Here is a 14,346-nt window from a genome sequence, read left to right as displayed (position 1 = left end):
GTAGCAATCAGCCTTTGATCCCGTAATGCTCAAGCATCGCATCCAGCTGCGGCTCGCGGCCACGGAAGCGTTTGAACAGCTCCATCGGCTCTTCTGAGCCGCCGCGGGTCAGGATGTTATCGAGGAACGACTGACCGGTTTCACGGTTAAAAATCCCCTCTTCTTCAAAGCGAGAGAAAGCATCCGCCGCCAGGACATCGGCCCACAGGTAGCTGTAATAACCTGCCGCATAGCCGCCCGCGAAGATGTGGCTGAACGCGTGCGGGAAGCGACCCCAGGTTGGCCCTGGAATAACCGCGACCTGCTTTTTAATCTCAGCCAGGGTTTCGAGGATTTTTGCCCCCTGCTCCGGGCTAAACTCGGCGTGCAGGCGGAAGTCGAACAGGCCGAACTCCAGCTGGCGCAGAATAAACATTGCCGCCTGGTAGTTCTTGGCTGCCAGCATTTTATCCAGCAGTTCTTTCGGCAGCGGTTCGCCGGTTTCGTAGTGGCCGGAGATAAACGCCAGTGCGTCCGGCTCCCAGCACCAGTTTTCCATAAACTGGCTCGGCAGCTCGACCGCATCCCACGGCACACCGCTAATACCGGCCACGCCTGCGGTTTCGATGCGGGTCAGCATATGGTGCAGACCGTGACCGAACTCATGGAACAGGGTGATCACTTCGTCGTGGGTGAACAGCGCCGGCTTGCCGTTGACAGGGCGGTTGAAATTACAGGTCAGGTAAGCGACAGGCTTTTGCAGGGAACCGTCGGCTTTACGCATCTGGCCAACGCAGTCATCCATCCACGCCCCGCCGCGCTTGTTCTCACGCGCGTAGAGATCGAGGTAGAAGCTGCCGCGCAGTTCGTTTTTCTCGTCATACAGCTCGAAGAAGCGCACGTCCGGGTGCCAGACGTCGATATCAGTACGCTCTTTGGCGGTGATGCCGTAGATGCGTTTCACCACTTCGAACAGGCCGTTAACGGCTTTGTTTTCCGGGAAGTACGGGCGCAGCTGCTCGTCGCTGATGCTGTAGAGGTGCTGCTTCTGTTTTTCGCTGTAATACGCGATGTCCCACGGCTGCAGCTCATCCACGCCGAACTCCGCTTTGGCGAAGGCGCGCAGCTGGGCCAGCTCTTTTTCACCCTGAGGACGGGCGCGTTTCGCCAGATCGGTCAGGAAATCGAGCACCTGCTGCGGGTTCTCGGCCATTTTGGTGGCGAGGGATTTGTCCGCGTAGCTGTCAAAGCCCAGCAGCTGTGCCAGCTCGTGACGCAGGGCGAGGATTTCCGCCATCACCGGGCTGTTATCCCACTTACCGGCATTCGGCCCCTGATCGGAGGCGCGGGTGCTGTAGGCGCGGTACATCTCTTCACGCAATGCCTGGTTGTCGCAGTAGGTCATCACCGGCAGATAGCTTGGGATATCCAGCGTTAACAGGAAACCTTCTTGCTCTTTCGCTTCGGCCTGGGCTTTTGCCGCCGCCAGTGCGCTTTCCGGCATACCCGCCAGCTCTGCTTCGTCGGTAATCAGCTTCGTCCAGCCCATGGTGGCGTCGAGCACGTTGTTGCTGTACTGGTTACCCAGCTCAGACAGGCGCGCCGCGATTTTGCCGTAGCGAACCTGCTTCTCTTTTGGCAGGCCAATCCCGGAAAGCTCGAAATCACGCAGGGCGTTATCGACGGATTTTTTCTGCGCGGTGTTCAGTTCAGCATAGTGGTCGCCGTCGCGCAGATCGCGATAGGCCTTGTAGAGCCCTTCGTGCTGGCCGACCCAGGTGCTGTACTCGGAGAGCAGCGGCAGGGTTTGTTCGTAGGCTTCACGCAGCTCCGGGCTGTTTTTTACCGAGTTGAGGTGGCTTACCGGGGAGAAGATACGCCCCAGCACGTCATCCACTTCGGCCAGCGGCTGACACAGATTTTCCCAGGTGTACGGCGCGCCCTGCGCGACCACGCTTTCTACCGCCGCGCGGCAGTTGTCCAGCGCTTGCGTAACGGCTGGAACCACATGCTCAGGGAGGATTTTAGAAAACGGTGGCAACGAAAAAGGCGTCAGTAATGGATTGGTCATAAACGCTGTCCTGTTGAATTTGATGAATGAAGCGCGCATCCGGCGCTGTGCATATGGTTCAGTAATGGGGTTAAGTGTAGAGGATTTCAATGCCGGGCGTTGCGCTTTCGCGGCCGTGGAAACTTTTCTGTATACTGTGGCGATACGCTCTATTTTTGCCCGATGGCGCTACGCTTATCGGGCCTACGTTGACTACCCGGAACACATTCATCCATGCTCAGTTATCGCCACAGCTTTCACGCAGGCAACCACGCCGACGTCCTCAAACACACCGTTCAGAGCCTGATCATCGAATCACTCAAAGAGAAAGAGAAGCCGTTTCTTTATCTGGACACCCACGCGGGCGCGGGCCGCTATCAGCTGAGCGGCGAACACGCCGAGCGTACCGGTGAATATCTGGAAGGGATCGCCCGTATCTGGCAGCAGGACGATCTGCCTGCCGAACTGGAACCGTACATTGGTGTGGTGAATCATTTCAACCGCAACGGCCAGTTGCGCTACTACCCGGGCTCGCCATTGATTGCCCGTCAGCTGCTGCGTGAGCAGGACAGCCTGCAGTTGACCGAGCTGCACCCAAGCGATTTCCCGCTGCTGCGTTCTGAGTTTCAGAAAGACAGCCGCGCCCGCGTGGACAAAGCCGATGGCTACCTGCAGCTGAAAGCCAAACTGCCGCCGGTCTCCCGTCGCGGCCTGGTGCTGATAGACCCGCCATACGAAATCAAAACCGACTATCAGGCGGTGGTCACCGGCATTAACGAAGGTTACAAACGTTTTGCGACCGGCACCTACGCCCTGTGGTACCCGGTGGTTCTGCGCGCGCAGATCAAGCGCATGATCAAAGACCTGGAAGCGACCGGCATCCGCAAAATCCTGCAGATTGAGCTGGCCGTCCGTCCGGACAGCGACCAGCGCGGCATGACCGCCTCCGGCATGATTGTCATTAACCCGCCATGGAAGCTCGAAGCGCAGATGAACAACGTTCTGCCGTGGCTGCATAAAACGCTGGTACCTGCCGGGACAGGTCACGCCACCGTCAGCTGGATTGTGCCAGAATAATCGCAGCCATCGGTGGAAACTATTGATTTCAGGTATACAATCGCGGCAATTCACGATTAAGGATAAAAGCTATGACTAAGCATTATGACTACATCGCAATCGGCGGCGGTAGCGGCGGCATCGCCTCCATCAACCGTGCGGCCATGTATGGCCAAAAGTGTGCGCTGATTGAAGCCAAAGCGCTGGGCGGCACCTGCGTCAACGTGGGTTGTGTACCGAAAAAGGTGATGTGGCATGCGGCGCAAATCCGTGAAGCCATCCATATGTATGGCCCGGATTACGGCTTTGACACCACGATCAACCACTTCGACTGGGAGAAGCTGATCGCCAGCCGTACCGCCTACATCGACCGCATTCACACCTCGTACGATAACGTGCTGGGTAAGAACAACGTAGATGTGATCCACGGCTTCGCCCGCTTTGTGGACGCGAAAACGATCGAAGTGAACGGGGAGACGATCACTGCCGATCATATCCTGATCGCTACCGGCGGCCGTCCGAGCCACCCGAACATCCCGGGTGCCGAATACGGCATCGACTCTGACGGTTTCTTCGAGCTGCCAGCCCTGCCAGAGCGCGTTGCGGTGGTGGGCGCGGGTTATATCGCGGTCGAGCTGGCCGGTGTGATTAACGGTCTGGGCGCTGAAGCGCACCTGTTCGTGCGTAAACATGCGCCGCTGCGCAGCTTTGATCCGCTGATCGTCGACACCTTAGTAGAAGTGATGAACACCGAAGGTCCAACCCTGCATACCAACGCCGTGCCAAAAGCGGTGATTAAAAATGCAGACGGCAGCCTGACCCTGGAGCTGGAAGATGGCCGCAGCCAGACCGTCGACTGCCTGATCTGGGCGATTGGCCGTGAACCGGCGAATGACAACTTCAACCTGGCCGTAACCGGCGTGAAAACCGATGAAAAAGGCTATATCGTCGTCGATAAATTCCAGAACACCAGCGTACCGGGCATTTACGCGGTGGGCGATAACACCGGTGCCGTTGAACTGACCCCGGTGGCCGTTGCGGCGGGGCGTCGCCTTTCCGAACGTCTGTTCAACAACAAGCCGGACGAGCACCTGGATTACAGCAACATCCCGACCGTGGTCTTCAGCCACCCGCCTATCGGCACCGTCGGTTTAACCGAGCCGCAGGCGCGCGAGCAGTATGGCGACGATCAGGTGAAAGTGTATAAATCTGCGTTTACCGCAATGTATACCGCCGTCACCTCGCACCGTCAGCCGTGCCGCATGAAGCTGGTCTGCGTGGGCCCGGAAGAGAAGATTGTCGGTATCCACGGCATTGGCTTTGGCATGGATGAGATCCTGCAGGGCTTTGCAGTGGCGCTGAAGATGGGCGCGACGAAGAAAGACTTCGATAACACCGTGGCGATCCACCCGACCGCGGCCGAAGAGTTTGTGACTATGCGCTAGTGCTGATGCCCCTCCACTGAGGGGCATTCTTTTTTACATTCACAAATCGTTGCAAAACGAATGCTCCGAAAAGAGTGATCTACCGCACATATTCCTCCCCATCTACCGAAGCGAATGTCTACGCTTATAAGACGCCCGGATAAACCTGTCTTCAAGAACACCTAACCGGAGGTCCTTATCATTATGTTCAACCAGAAACTACAGGCTAACGAGAACATCGCGTTCGAGATCGCAGAAGAGCTGCGCTACGAGACCGATCCCTGCGAGTTGAAACTGGATGAGATGATTGAGGCGGAGCCGGAGCCAGAAATGATCGAGGGGCTACCCGCCTCTGATGCCCTGACCCCCGCTGACCGTTACCTTGAGCTGTTCGAACATGTGCAGTCAACAAGGCTGTTTGCGGATAGCAAAACCTTTCCCGACTGCGCGCCGAAGATGGATCCGCTGGATATTTTGATCCGCTATCGTAAGGTGCGACGCCACCGGGATTTCGACCTGCGCCAGTTCGTGGAGAATCACTTCTGGCTGCCCGAGACCTATAGCACGGAGTATGTGTCCGACCCGGGGCTGTCGCTTAAAGAGCATATCGACAGCCTGTGGCCCGTGCTGACGCGCGAGCCGCAGGACCATATCCCCTGGTCTTCACTGCTGGCCCTGCCGCAGGCCTATATCGTCCCCGGCGGACGATTCAGTGAGACCTACTACTGGGATTCCTACTTCTCGATGCTGGGGCTGGCCGAGAGCGGCCGTAACGATCTGCTGAAGTGTATGGCGGATAACTTCGCGTGGCTGATCGAGCGTTACGGCCATATCCCGAACGGCAACCGAACCTACTACCTCAGCCGCTCCCAGCCGCCGGTCTTTGCCCTGATGGTGGAGCTGTTTGAAGAGGACGGGGTGCGCGGTGCGAAGCGCTACCTTGAGCACCTCAAAATGGAGCACGCCTTCTGGATGGACGGCGCGGAGTCGCTGCTGCTGAATCAGGCCTATCGCAGCGCGGTGCGTATGCCGGATGGCTCATTGCTGAACCGCTACTGGGATGACCGTGACACCCCGCGCGACGAATCGTGGATTGAGGACGTGGAGACGGCCCGCCATTCCGGTCGACCACCCAATGAGGTGTATCGCGATCTGCGTGCAGGGGCGGCCTCCGGCTGGGATTACTCCTCCCGCTGGCTGCGCGAACCGGGCCGACTGGCCAGCATTCGCACCACGCAGTTTATCCCTATCGACCTGAACGCCTTCCTGTTCAAGCTGGAAAGCGCTATCGCCAATATCTCAGCGTCGAAAGGAGATAAGGAGACGGCTGACCTGTTCCGCCAGAAAGCCAGCGATCGCCGGGCAGCGGTGAACCGCTACCTGTGGGATGAAGAGAATGGCTGCTACCGCGATTACGACTGGCGTCGGGAAAATATGGCGCTGTTCTCTGCGGCGAGCATTGTGCCGCTGTATGTCGGAATGGCGACCCATGAGCAGGCAGAACGCTTGTCTGATGCGGTTAAATCACGTCTGCTCACCCCGGGCGGTATCCTGGCGACCGAGTACGAAACCGGTGAGCAGTGGGATAAACCCAATGGCTGGGCACCGCTGCAATGGATGGCCATTCAGGGCTTCAAGCAGTACGGCAACGACTCACTGGGCGATGAGATCGCCTGGAGCTGGCTGCATACGGTGAATCATTTTTATAAGACTCACCATAAGCTGATTGAGAAGTATCACATCGCCAGCAGTACCCCACGCGAAGGGGGCGGCGGTGAGTATCCATTGCAGGATGGCTTTGGCTGGACGAATGGCGTGGTACGGCGGTTGATTGGGTTGTATGGGGAGCCTTGAGTGGGGTGCGGTCTGGTGCCCTCACCCCGCCCTCTCCCACCGGGAGAGGGCGTTACGATCAGCGGATCACCTCATAAATGGCAGACTGAATAGCCTGCCATTTTTTTGTGCTGGCATTCGGCTGTGACTCGGCGCGGCGCGTTGCCATATCCAAATCGTGCTGCTGGCGTTTCACCACGGCCGGGACGGTACAAAACGCTTTCAGGTACTGTTTACGCAGGGATGTCAGCGATTCGCCATTCGCCATGGCATGGGTGAGCGTATTGATAAACCGGCGGCACGGCTTCTCTTCCACCATGTGCTGTCGGTAGCGCAACATCAGCTCCAGCACGTCGTCATGGTTGGATGACATCGCCTCTTCGGTCCATGACAGCTTCCAGTCCATTCCACCCTGCAAAAAGAGCTGCGCGATGCGGGTGTCGTTGCGGTTGATGGCCGAGCGGAAATTATTCTCGTCCCAGGTGATGCCCATGCGCGTCAGCGTCTCCCGCGAGGAGGGCGTTTCCCGCATCTCCTGCGGCGCAGGCGTTTCGGTGGCGGCCACAGCAGTCTCTGCTGGCGAGCTGCTGGTCACCAGCCAGAATCCTCCCACAACAATCGCAATGACCATCACGCCCACTGCGCCCCATAACACGCCGGAGATGAGCTGCTCGCGTTGTTCTGGCGTGCGCGGGGCGCGCTGGGTCGGTTTTTCGATGGTGTCACGTACTTCAAATAGATCCCCGCCGGTGACCCGATCCCTTTTCTGTGCTTTTTCCCAGAAAGCGTGCAGTTCGCTGGCATCCACCGCCATTATCCCGGCCGGGTTGACGCGGGTTCGCCCCTCTTCAAACGCACGCTGAACGGGCCGGGTGATTTGGGTGTAGTAGTTGTCGAGTAGCTGGGTTTGCGCCGAGGTTAACGCTTTCTGAACGGTAAGGCTGTTGCGGATCTGGCGGATGTCATCAAGGAAGGTTTGCAGCGTTTTGCGCGGCTCCACCAGCAGCGTCAGCATGGACGGATCGCTGAACAGCGACGCGTAGTAGCGGCTGTACTCTTTTTTATCCACCAGCATCTGGGCCAGCTCGCTGAACATCATGCCGCTTAGCACATCGTTGATGTCGCCAAGCTTCAGCCAGCGCCGCACGCGGTCAGCGTTAAACAGGGTCTTCAGGTGGTTGTTCAGACGGACCTGATCGGGCCACGCCTGCTGGATAAGCCCTTTAATCATCAGTTCAATTGCACGCACCTGCTTGTGCGCCTGCTGCTGTTCAAGATCGCTGCCCGGCGCCAGCTCGGTACTGTAGGTGAGAAGAGGCTGTTGCAGACGAAGATGTTCCAGCGCGGTGACAAACCGCATTGCCGCAATAAGCTGATTTTCACTGACATCCTGCCCGCTTTCATACTGCGGTACGCGCTGCTGCAACAGGCGCAGTTGCAGGGTAAATTCTGACATCTCGGCATCGTTCAGGTTGAGCTTCTTCGCCACGGCCCCCCATCCGCCCAGGCCTAAACGGGCGCTATCCAGCTGCTCCAGAAACCAGCGTGGATCTTTTCCCTCAGAAACATGTACATTCAGGAGAAGCAATATTTCCACAGAGGCCTGACGAATGACCGCCAGACAGTGTTCAAACTGTTCGCGGTTATGGTGTGATGTGCTGAGCGTCATTGTTTTCCTTAAAAGACCACGAAGACATCCAAAAGGGGCCCGGAACGGCCGTTTTTCTTTTTATTTATACGCGCTTAACCATACCTGACTTTCTGTTGAAATAAAGTGACAGTCCTAAAATCATTTATATTGTTTCAGGAGAATCTGAATGCCTCAGCTAACCACCTCGCGTCTTATCTGCTCGCCGTTACAGGAAGATGACTGGCCCTTTTTTCTGGCGCTACAGCAAGACCCGGATGTGATGCGCTTTGTCGCGCAGGATCGCACTGTGGCGGACATTCGTGAGGCCTTCGACTCCCGACTGACGCCATGGACGTCCGGCTGCATGCACTGGCTCTGCCTCGTGGTTCGCGATAACGCCAGCCAGACTCCGCTGGGGGTGACCGGCTACAAACACCACGAAGCAGATTGCGCCGAAGTCGGTTTCCTTTTCGCTCCCTCGGCTCAGGGAAAAGGCTACGGCTTTGAATCCCTGCAGGCACTCTGTGATTATGCCTTCCACCAGGGGGGGATCCGCCGCCTCACCGCCACCGTCACGGCAGGGAATATCGCCTCCCGGCGTCTGCTGGAAAAAGCCCGCTTCCGGCTGGAGGGTGAGCTGCGTGAGAGTTATTACCTTGGCGGCCGCTGGCATAATGACTGGCTATTCGGTTTATTACAGCGCGACTATCTGGAAAATATCAGCTGAGCAACGGCCATTTGGCGGATATGTCTCGTGCCGTATTTCCTCTACAGTAGCGTCTGAAAGAGGAAAATACCATGTTGAAGCTATCTTCTGCTGCCGTTGAATTAATTAAAAAACAGCAAGGGCTGTCTCTGGAAAAATACCGTGATGAGCACGGTACTGAGGTTATTGGGTATGGTCACGTTATTCAGCAATGGGAGAAGTTCCATGGTCTTATTACCGTTGCTGAAGCAGAGCGCTTGTTAGATAACGATATTCAGATTTATGAGACGTTAATTCAGGAAAATATCGCCCAGCCATTAACGCAACACCAGCACGATGCGCTGGTGTTGTTAATGTTCAGTTTTACTGACACACCGTGTCCGATAAACGCCATCGCTCAGGCGGTGAGCCGGGTATAGCACATTGCCGCCTGCGTGCGATTTTTTACATCCAGCCGCCGGAAAAGTGACTCCAGATGGGCCTTTACCGTTGCCGCACTGATATTGAGCGTGCGGCCAATCTCTTTATTAGACTCCCCGGCGGCCAGTAACTTGAGCACTTCACGCTGGCGCTCGCTTAAGGATAACAATGCCTGGTGTGACGCCTGCTGCGCAAGCCATTCGCCGGGAAAACAGACCATCCCCCGGGAGACCGAATCCAGCACTGCGGCAAACCGCTCGGGACTGGCATTACGGGGAATAATCGCCTTCACGTTGCGCTGAAACATCTGTTCAGCCCATCGGGTCTCTTTTTTCGTCAGCACCATCACGACACGTATCGCAGGGAAACGCGTGATAATGTCTTTCAGAAAGCTGATGCCCTCATTCTGAATTAATGCGCCGTCAATCATGACGATAGCGGATGGCGACGCGGACAATTGCGCCCATAATTCATCTGCCTGACGGGTTCCTGTCATATTTATTTCAGGAATTAACGTCTGCAAACTGTTTATCGCTCCATGAATAAATATCGACTGCCTGTCAAACATGATTACTCGCATCGTTTTTCTCCCTCTGAGAATAGCGAGGGGGGATTGTATAGAGGCGTTATTTGAGAAAAAACTCAATGAACGGAGAGGTTACAAATTCATCGCCGTTCTTTATATCTGCCCGTATCTGGACACATCTCTTTTAAGGATTTCCTTAAGGGGTTCCGTCCCCTTAAGGAGGCGTATTACAGGAACATCCCACCAGACACTTCAATACGTTGCGCATTCATCCAGCCCAGTTTGTCGCTGAGCAGCGCGGCGATGGCATCACCAATATCATCCGGCAGGCCAACACGCCCCAGCGCGGTTTGCGAAGCCAGCAACTGATTAAGCTGCGCGTCATCGCGTACGCGTCCGCCGCCAAAGTCGGTTTCAATTGCCCCCGGCGCGATGATATTGACGGAGATCCCGCGTGCGCCCAGCTCTTTGGCCTGATAGCGGGTCAGTACTTCCATCGCCCCTTTCATGGCCGCATAGGTCGCGGAGCCTGGCTGTGTAAAACGCGCCAGCCCGCTGGAGACGTTGAGGATCCGTCCGCCATCTTTCAGCAACGGCAGCAGGCGCTGGGTCAGGAAAAATGGCCCTTTTAAATGTACATTCATTACCTCATCGAACTGCGCTTCTGTCGTCTCGGTATAGGGGGCGTATAAACCCGTTCCGGCATTGTTCAATAAATAATCAAAGGTATCACGCTGCCAGACGGTTCGGAGAGTTTCCTGCAACTGTTGAGCAAAATGTTCGAAATGGGTGATATCTCCGACGTTAAGCTGTAATGCCGCCGCGTTTACCCCTTTTCCCTGAATTTCTTGCACAACATCCAGCGCATCCTGCTGATTGTGATGATAAGTCAGGACAATACCTGTTCCCTCTGCTGCCAGCTTCAGGGCCGCGTTTTTACCCAAACCACGGCTACCACCGGTCACTAAAGCGATACGTTCAGTCATAAGAAACCTCATTTCGGTTGTCAGGGAGATTGAGAAAGAGCTTATTAGCTGATAGAAGATCAATAAAGATGTGACAGAACGCTTCACTGTTTCATTTACAACAACAATGAGCGCTACCGATGGATAAAATTAACGCAATGCAGTTGTTTGTTCGGGTCGCGGAGCTGGAGAGTTTTTCCCGCGCAGCGGAGACGTTAACCCTGCCAAGAGGCAGCGTGTCGCGGCAGATTCAGGCGCTGGAAAACCGCCTGGGCACGCAACTGCTGCACCGCACCACGCGCCGCGTCAGCCTCACGCAGGACGGCATGGTCTATTACGAACGGGCAAAAGATCTGCTGGCGAACCTTGATGAACTGGACGGTATGTTCCAGCACGATCCCTCCAGTATCAGCGGGCGGCTACGCGTCGATATGCCGGTGGGGGTTGCACGAAATTTAGTCATCCCCAAACTGCCTGCGTTTTTGCAGCAGTATCCGGGTATTGAACTGGAGCTCAGCAGCAGCGATCGTCTGGTGGATGTGATCCGCGAGGGGTTCGACTGCGTGGTGCGCGTCGGCACCCTGAAAGATTCCGGGCTTATCGCCCGCCCGCTGGGCAAGCTTACGGTTATCAACTGCGCCAGCCCGGATTATCTGACGCGGTTTGGTTATCCGGAAACGCTGGACGATTTGGCCTCACACGCGGTAATCCATTACGCCGCGATGCTGGGCACGCGCCCGCAGGGCTTTGAGTTTTATAACGGCAGTGCGACCCAGTGGGTTAAAACGGGCGGCGTCTTAACGGTCAACAGTACCGAGACGTACCATGCCGCCTGCATCGCCGGGCTGGGTATTATCCAGGTTCCCCGCGTGGGCGTTCGTGATTCTCTGCGCACGAAAAAGCTGATTGAAGTTCTGCCGCAATACCGGGCTGAACCCATGCCGGTTTCCCTGATTTACCCCCACCGCCGTAACCTCTCCCGCCGGGTACACCTGTTTATGGAGTGGCTTACGGAAATCACAAAAGCTTACGTGGATTAGTCGCAAGCTATAATTCAATGACATCCAGCTCAACGAAAAGGAAAAAACGCGTGACGCCGGAAAATAACCCGCAACGACCGACTCAACAATTAGATTACGATCCCATCAAGAAGATGGAGACCGGGCCCGAAGAGCCCAGCACACCCGGCAAAGCCAGCAAAGCGCTGGGGACGGTCACTACGCTGGCGGAGAGAGTTCAGCAGATCCCCGTGATTGCGCACCTGATACGCGCCGCGGAACGTTTCAACGACCGGATGGGAAATCAGTTTGGTGCAGCGATTACCTATTTTTCCTTTTTGTCGATGATCCCGATCCTGATGGTCTCGTTCGCGGCAGCCGGTTTTGTGCTCGCGTCTCATCCGACGCTGCTGCAGGATATTTTTAATAAGATCCTGAATAACGTCAGTGACCCGACCCTCGCCACCACGCTAAAAAGCACCATCAATACTGCCGTGCAGCAGCGCACCACGGTGGGTATTGTCGGTTTGCTGATTGCGCTCTATTCCGGTGTGAACTGGATGGGTAACCTGCGCGAGGCCATTCGCGCCCAGTCGCGCGAAGTATGGGAGCGTAAGCCTCAGGATCAGGAGAAAATTTGGGTTAAGTATTTCCGCGATTTTGTTTCGCTGATTGGTCTGCTGGTGGCGCTGGTTGTCACGCTCTCCATCACCTCGGTCGCCGGTTCCGCGCAGCAGATGATTATCTCCGCGCTCTATCTGGATTACATCGACTGGCTCAAGCCTGCGTGGCGCGGCATCGGGCTGGCGATTTCCATTTTCGCCAACTACCTGCTGTTCTTCTGGATCTTCTGGCGCTTGCCGCGTCATCGTCCGCGCAAAAAAGCGCTGATCCGCGGAACACTGCTCGCGGCAATAGGCTTTGAGGTGATTAAAATCGTGATGACTTATACCCTGCCATCACTGGTGAAATCCCCTTCTGGCGCCGCGTTTGGCTCCGTTCTGGGGCTGATGGCGTTCTTCTACTTCTTTGCCCGCCTGACGCTGTTCTGCGCGGCGTGGATTGCCACCGCCGAATACAAAGGCGACACGCGCATGCCGGGGAAAACACACCGCTAATTCCCCCTTTCGGGCTGAAAGTTTCAGCCCGATTCATCATTTCAGCATATATATCCAGTCCGTAACTTTTATTTAACTGAAAACCAGTTTTATCAACTGATATTTAAATTCTGTGAAGCATTTCATGGAAGTGTTTTGGCTGGTCTGAACATTATCCGCTTTTTGTTGCTTTTATCACCGGTTCGCGGCTTTGTTACAGATTGAAATGTCGCTTTTGCTGTGCGTAATATGGCCTTTCGTCCGACATAAAATAAGAAAATATTATGCAAGCCACCGCCACAACACTCGATTCCGGGAGCGAAAACGTTCCGGTCAACTCACGCAATAAAGTTGTCGTCGCCTCGCTGATTGGCACCGCCATCGAGTTCTTCGACTTTTACATTTACGCCACCGCGGCGGTCATCGTCTTCCCGCATATTTTCTTCCCGCAGGGCGACCCGACGGCGGCCACGCTACAGTCTCTGGCAACCTTTGCTATCGCCTTCGTCGCGCGTCCGATTGGCTCTGCGCTGTTTGGTCATTTTGGCGATCGCATCGGGCGTAAAGTGACGCTTGTGGCCTCGTTGCTGACGATGGGTATTTCTACCGTCGCCATCGGCCTGCTGCCCACCTACGAGACCATTGGCATTCTGGCACCGGTGCTGCTGGCGCTGGCGCGTTTTGGTCAGGGTCTGGGTCTGGGCGGTGAATGGGGCGGCGCGGCACTGCTGGCGACCGAGAACGCCCCGGCGCGTAAACGGGCGCTGTATGGCTCCTTCCCGCAGCTTGGCGCACCGATTGGCTTCTTCTTTGCGAACGGCACCTTCCTGCTGCTCTCCTGGCTGCTGACCGATGAACAGTTCATGAGCTGGGGCTGGCGTATTCCGTTCGTCTTCTCGGCCGTACTGGTGCTGATTGGTCTGTATGTTCGCGTTTCTCTGCACGAAACGCCGGTATTCGCGAAAGTGGCGGCGGCAAAAAAACAGGTAAAAGTGCCGCTGGGCACGCTGCTGACCAAACATGTCCGCGTGACCGTGCTGGGCACCTTTATCATGCTGGCTACCTATACGCTGTTCTATATCATGACCGTCTACTCCATGACGTTCAGCACCGCTGCCGCGCCGGTTGGGCTGGGTCTGCCGCGTAACGAAGTGCTGTGGATGCTGATGATGGCGGTGATTGGGTTTGGCGTCATGGTGCCGATTGCCGGCCTGCTGGCGGATAAATTTGGCCGTCGCTCCAGCATGATCACCATCACGACGCTTATCATTCTGTTCGCCCTGTTTGTCTTCCCGCCGCTGTTAGGCTCGGGCAGCCCGGCGCTGGTGATGGCGTATCTGCTGATTGGTCTGAGCCTGATGGGATTAACCTTCGGCCCGATGGGCGCGCTGCTGCCGGAGCTGTTCCCGACGGAAGTGCGTTATACCGGCGCGTCGTTCTCCTATAACGTCTCGTCGATTCTGGGAGCGTCCGTTGCGCCGTATATCGCCACCTGGCTGCAGGCAAATTATGGCCTGTTCTACGTGGGCGTCTATCTGGCGGCCATGGCGGCACTGACGCTGATTGCGCTGCTACTGACGCACGAGACTAAGCATCAGGCGCTTTAAGCTAATGCCGGGTGGCGCTGCGCTTACCCGGCCTACATTTGAATCGTAGGCCGGG

Annotated in this window: 12 protein-coding genes; 8 read left to right on the top strand and 4 right to left on the bottom strand. The window is 56.3% G+C overall.

The window, feature by feature from the left end:
• Positions 1-7 precede the first annotated feature (7 nt).
• Positions 8-2,050 (bottom strand): oligopeptidase A, encoded by a 2,043-nt coding sequence (gene prlC / locus M8370_RS15790; protein ID WP_250021337.1) that lies wholly within the window; start codon positions 2,048-2,050, stop codon positions 8-10.
• Between the two features lie 213 nt (positions 2,051-2,263).
• Between prlC and M8370_RS15785 the strand changes: the two genes are divergently transcribed.
• From M8370_RS15785 to M8370_RS15775, 3 genes are all read left to right on the top strand, one after another.
• Positions 2,264-3,106 (top strand): 23S rRNA (adenine(2030)-N(6))-methyltransferase RlmJ, encoded by an 843-nt coding sequence (locus tag M8370_RS15785; protein ID WP_029883697.1) that lies wholly within the window; start codon positions 2,264-2,266, stop codon positions 3,104-3,106.
• Positions 3,107-3,177: 71 nt separating this feature from the next.
• Positions 3,178-4,530 carry a glutathione-disulfide reductase gene (gene gorA, locus M8370_RS15780; RefSeq protein WP_020687710.1) on the top strand — a complete coding sequence of 451 codons (1,353 nt, stop codon included), beginning with the start codon at positions 3,178-3,180 and terminating at the stop codon, positions 4,528-4,530.
• 183 nt (positions 4,531-4,713) lie between these two features.
• Positions 4,714-6,363 carry an alpha,alpha-trehalase gene (locus M8370_RS15775; RefSeq protein WP_013099199.1) on the top strand — a complete coding sequence of 550 codons (1,650 nt, stop codon included), beginning with the start codon at positions 4,714-4,716 and terminating at the stop codon, positions 6,361-6,363.
• A 58-nt stretch (positions 6,364-6,421) separates the two neighbouring features.
• Here the strand turns inward: M8370_RS15775 and M8370_RS15770 are convergent, their stop codons facing one another.
• Entirely contained in the window at positions 6,422-8,011 is a 1,590-nt protein-coding gene (locus M8370_RS15770) for an STY4199 family HEPN domain-containing protein (protein WP_250021335.1), read from the bottom strand.
• A 148-nt stretch (positions 8,012-8,159) separates the two neighbouring features.
• Here M8370_RS15770 and M8370_RS15765 point away from each other — a divergent pair, with 148 nt between their 5' ends.
• The gene (locus tag M8370_RS15765; RefSeq protein ID WP_063252825.1) at positions 8,160-8,699 is read left to right on the top strand and encodes a GNAT family N-acetyltransferase; all 540 of its coding nucleotides are present in this window, start codon (positions 8,160-8,162) and stop codon (positions 8,697-8,699) included.
• A 71-nt stretch (positions 8,700-8,770) separates the two neighbouring features.
• Positions 8,771-9,097 carry a lysozyme gene (locus M8370_RS15760; protein WP_038983931.1) on the top strand — a complete coding sequence of 109 codons (327 nt, stop codon included), beginning with the start codon at positions 8,771-8,773 and terminating at the stop codon, positions 9,095-9,097.
• Here the strand turns inward: M8370_RS15760 and M8370_RS15755 are convergent.
• Positions 9,076-9,678 carry a helix-turn-helix transcriptional regulator gene (locus M8370_RS15755; protein ID WP_038420781.1) on the bottom strand — a complete coding sequence of 201 codons (603 nt, stop codon included), beginning with the start codon at positions 9,676-9,678 and terminating at the stop codon, positions 9,076-9,078. The two genes, M8370_RS15760 and M8370_RS15755, sit on opposite strands and share 22 nt — an antisense overlap.
• Positions 9,679-9,851: 173 nt before the next feature.
• Entirely contained in the window at positions 9,852-10,610 is a 759-nt protein-coding gene (locus M8370_RS15750; protein ID WP_020686105.1) for an SDR family NAD(P)-dependent oxidoreductase, read from the bottom strand.
• Positions 10,611-10,729: 119 nt separating this feature from the next.
• On the opposite strand from M8370_RS15750, the gene M8370_RS15745 reads away from it, so the two are divergent.
• From M8370_RS15745 to M8370_RS15735, 3 genes are all read left to right on the top strand, one after another.
• The gene (locus tag M8370_RS15745) at positions 10,730-11,629 is read left to right on the top strand and encodes a LysR family transcriptional regulator (protein ID WP_020686106.1); all 900 of its coding nucleotides are present in this window, start codon (positions 10,730-10,732) and stop codon (positions 11,627-11,629) included.
• Between the two features lie 50 nt (positions 11,630-11,679).
• On the top strand, positions 11,680-12,705 hold the full coding sequence (gene yhjD / locus M8370_RS15740; protein ID WP_045901007.1) for an inner membrane protein YhjD: 1,026 nt from the start codon (positions 11,680-11,682) through the stop codon (positions 12,703-12,705).
• A gap of 263 nt (positions 12,706-12,968) precedes the next feature.
• Positions 12,969-14,291, top strand: a complete 1,323-nt coding sequence (locus M8370_RS15735) for an MFS transporter (RefSeq protein ID WP_013099207.1) — start codon at positions 12,969-12,971, stop codon at positions 14,289-14,291.
• The last annotated feature ends 55 nt before the right edge of the window (positions 14,292-14,346 follow it).

The sequence above is a fragment of the Enterobacter cloacae complex sp. OE43NF genome (genome assembly GCF_023544405.1).
In the GTDB taxonomy this organism is placed as follows: Bacteria; Pseudomonadota; Gammaproteobacteria; order Enterobacterales; family Enterobacteriaceae; genus Enterobacter; species Enterobacter cloacae.
The sequence above is the reverse complement of the archived record's forward strand: the minus strand, read 5'-3'. Positions and strand labels throughout refer to the sequence as shown.

Bases quoted from the DNA above. Each gene is read 5' to 3' on its own strand.
- prlC (WP_250021337.1), bottom strand. From the start codon at position 2,050: ATGACCAATCCATTACTGACGCCTTTTTCGTTGCCACCGTTTTCTAAA.
- M8370_RS15785 (WP_029883697.1), top strand. From the start codon at position 2,264: ATGCTCAGTTATCGCCACAGCTTTCACGCAGGCAACCACGCCGACGTC.
- gorA (WP_020687710.1), top strand. From the start codon at position 3,178: ATGACTAAGCATTATGACTACATCGCAATCGGCGGCGGTAGCGGCGGC.
- M8370_RS15775 (WP_013099199.1), top strand. From the start codon at position 4,714: ATGTTCAACCAGAAACTACAGGCTAACGAGAACATCGCGTTCGAGATC.
- M8370_RS15770 (WP_250021335.1), bottom strand. From the start codon at position 8,011: ATGACGCTCAGCACATCACACCATAACCGCGAACAGTTTGAACACTGT.
- M8370_RS15765 (WP_063252825.1), top strand. From the start codon at position 8,160: ATGCCTCAGCTAACCACCTCGCGTCTTATCTGCTCGCCGTTACAGGAA.
- M8370_RS15760 (WP_038983931.1), top strand. From the start codon at position 8,771: ATGTTGAAGCTATCTTCTGCTGCCGTTGAATTAATTAAAAAACAGCAA.
- M8370_RS15755 (WP_038420781.1), bottom strand. From the start codon at position 9,678: ATGCGAGTAATCATGTTTGACAGGCAGTCGATATTTATTCATGGAGCG.
- M8370_RS15750 (WP_020686105.1), bottom strand. From the start codon at position 10,610: ATGACTGAACGTATCGCTTTAGTGACCGGTGGTAGCCGTGGTTTGGGT.
- M8370_RS15745 (WP_020686106.1), top strand. From the start codon at position 10,730: ATGGATAAAATTAACGCAATGCAGTTGTTTGTTCGGGTCGCGGAGCTG.
- M8370_RS15735 (WP_013099207.1), top strand. From the start codon at position 12,969: ATGCAAGCCACCGCCACAACACTCGATTCCGGGAGCGAAAACGTTCCG.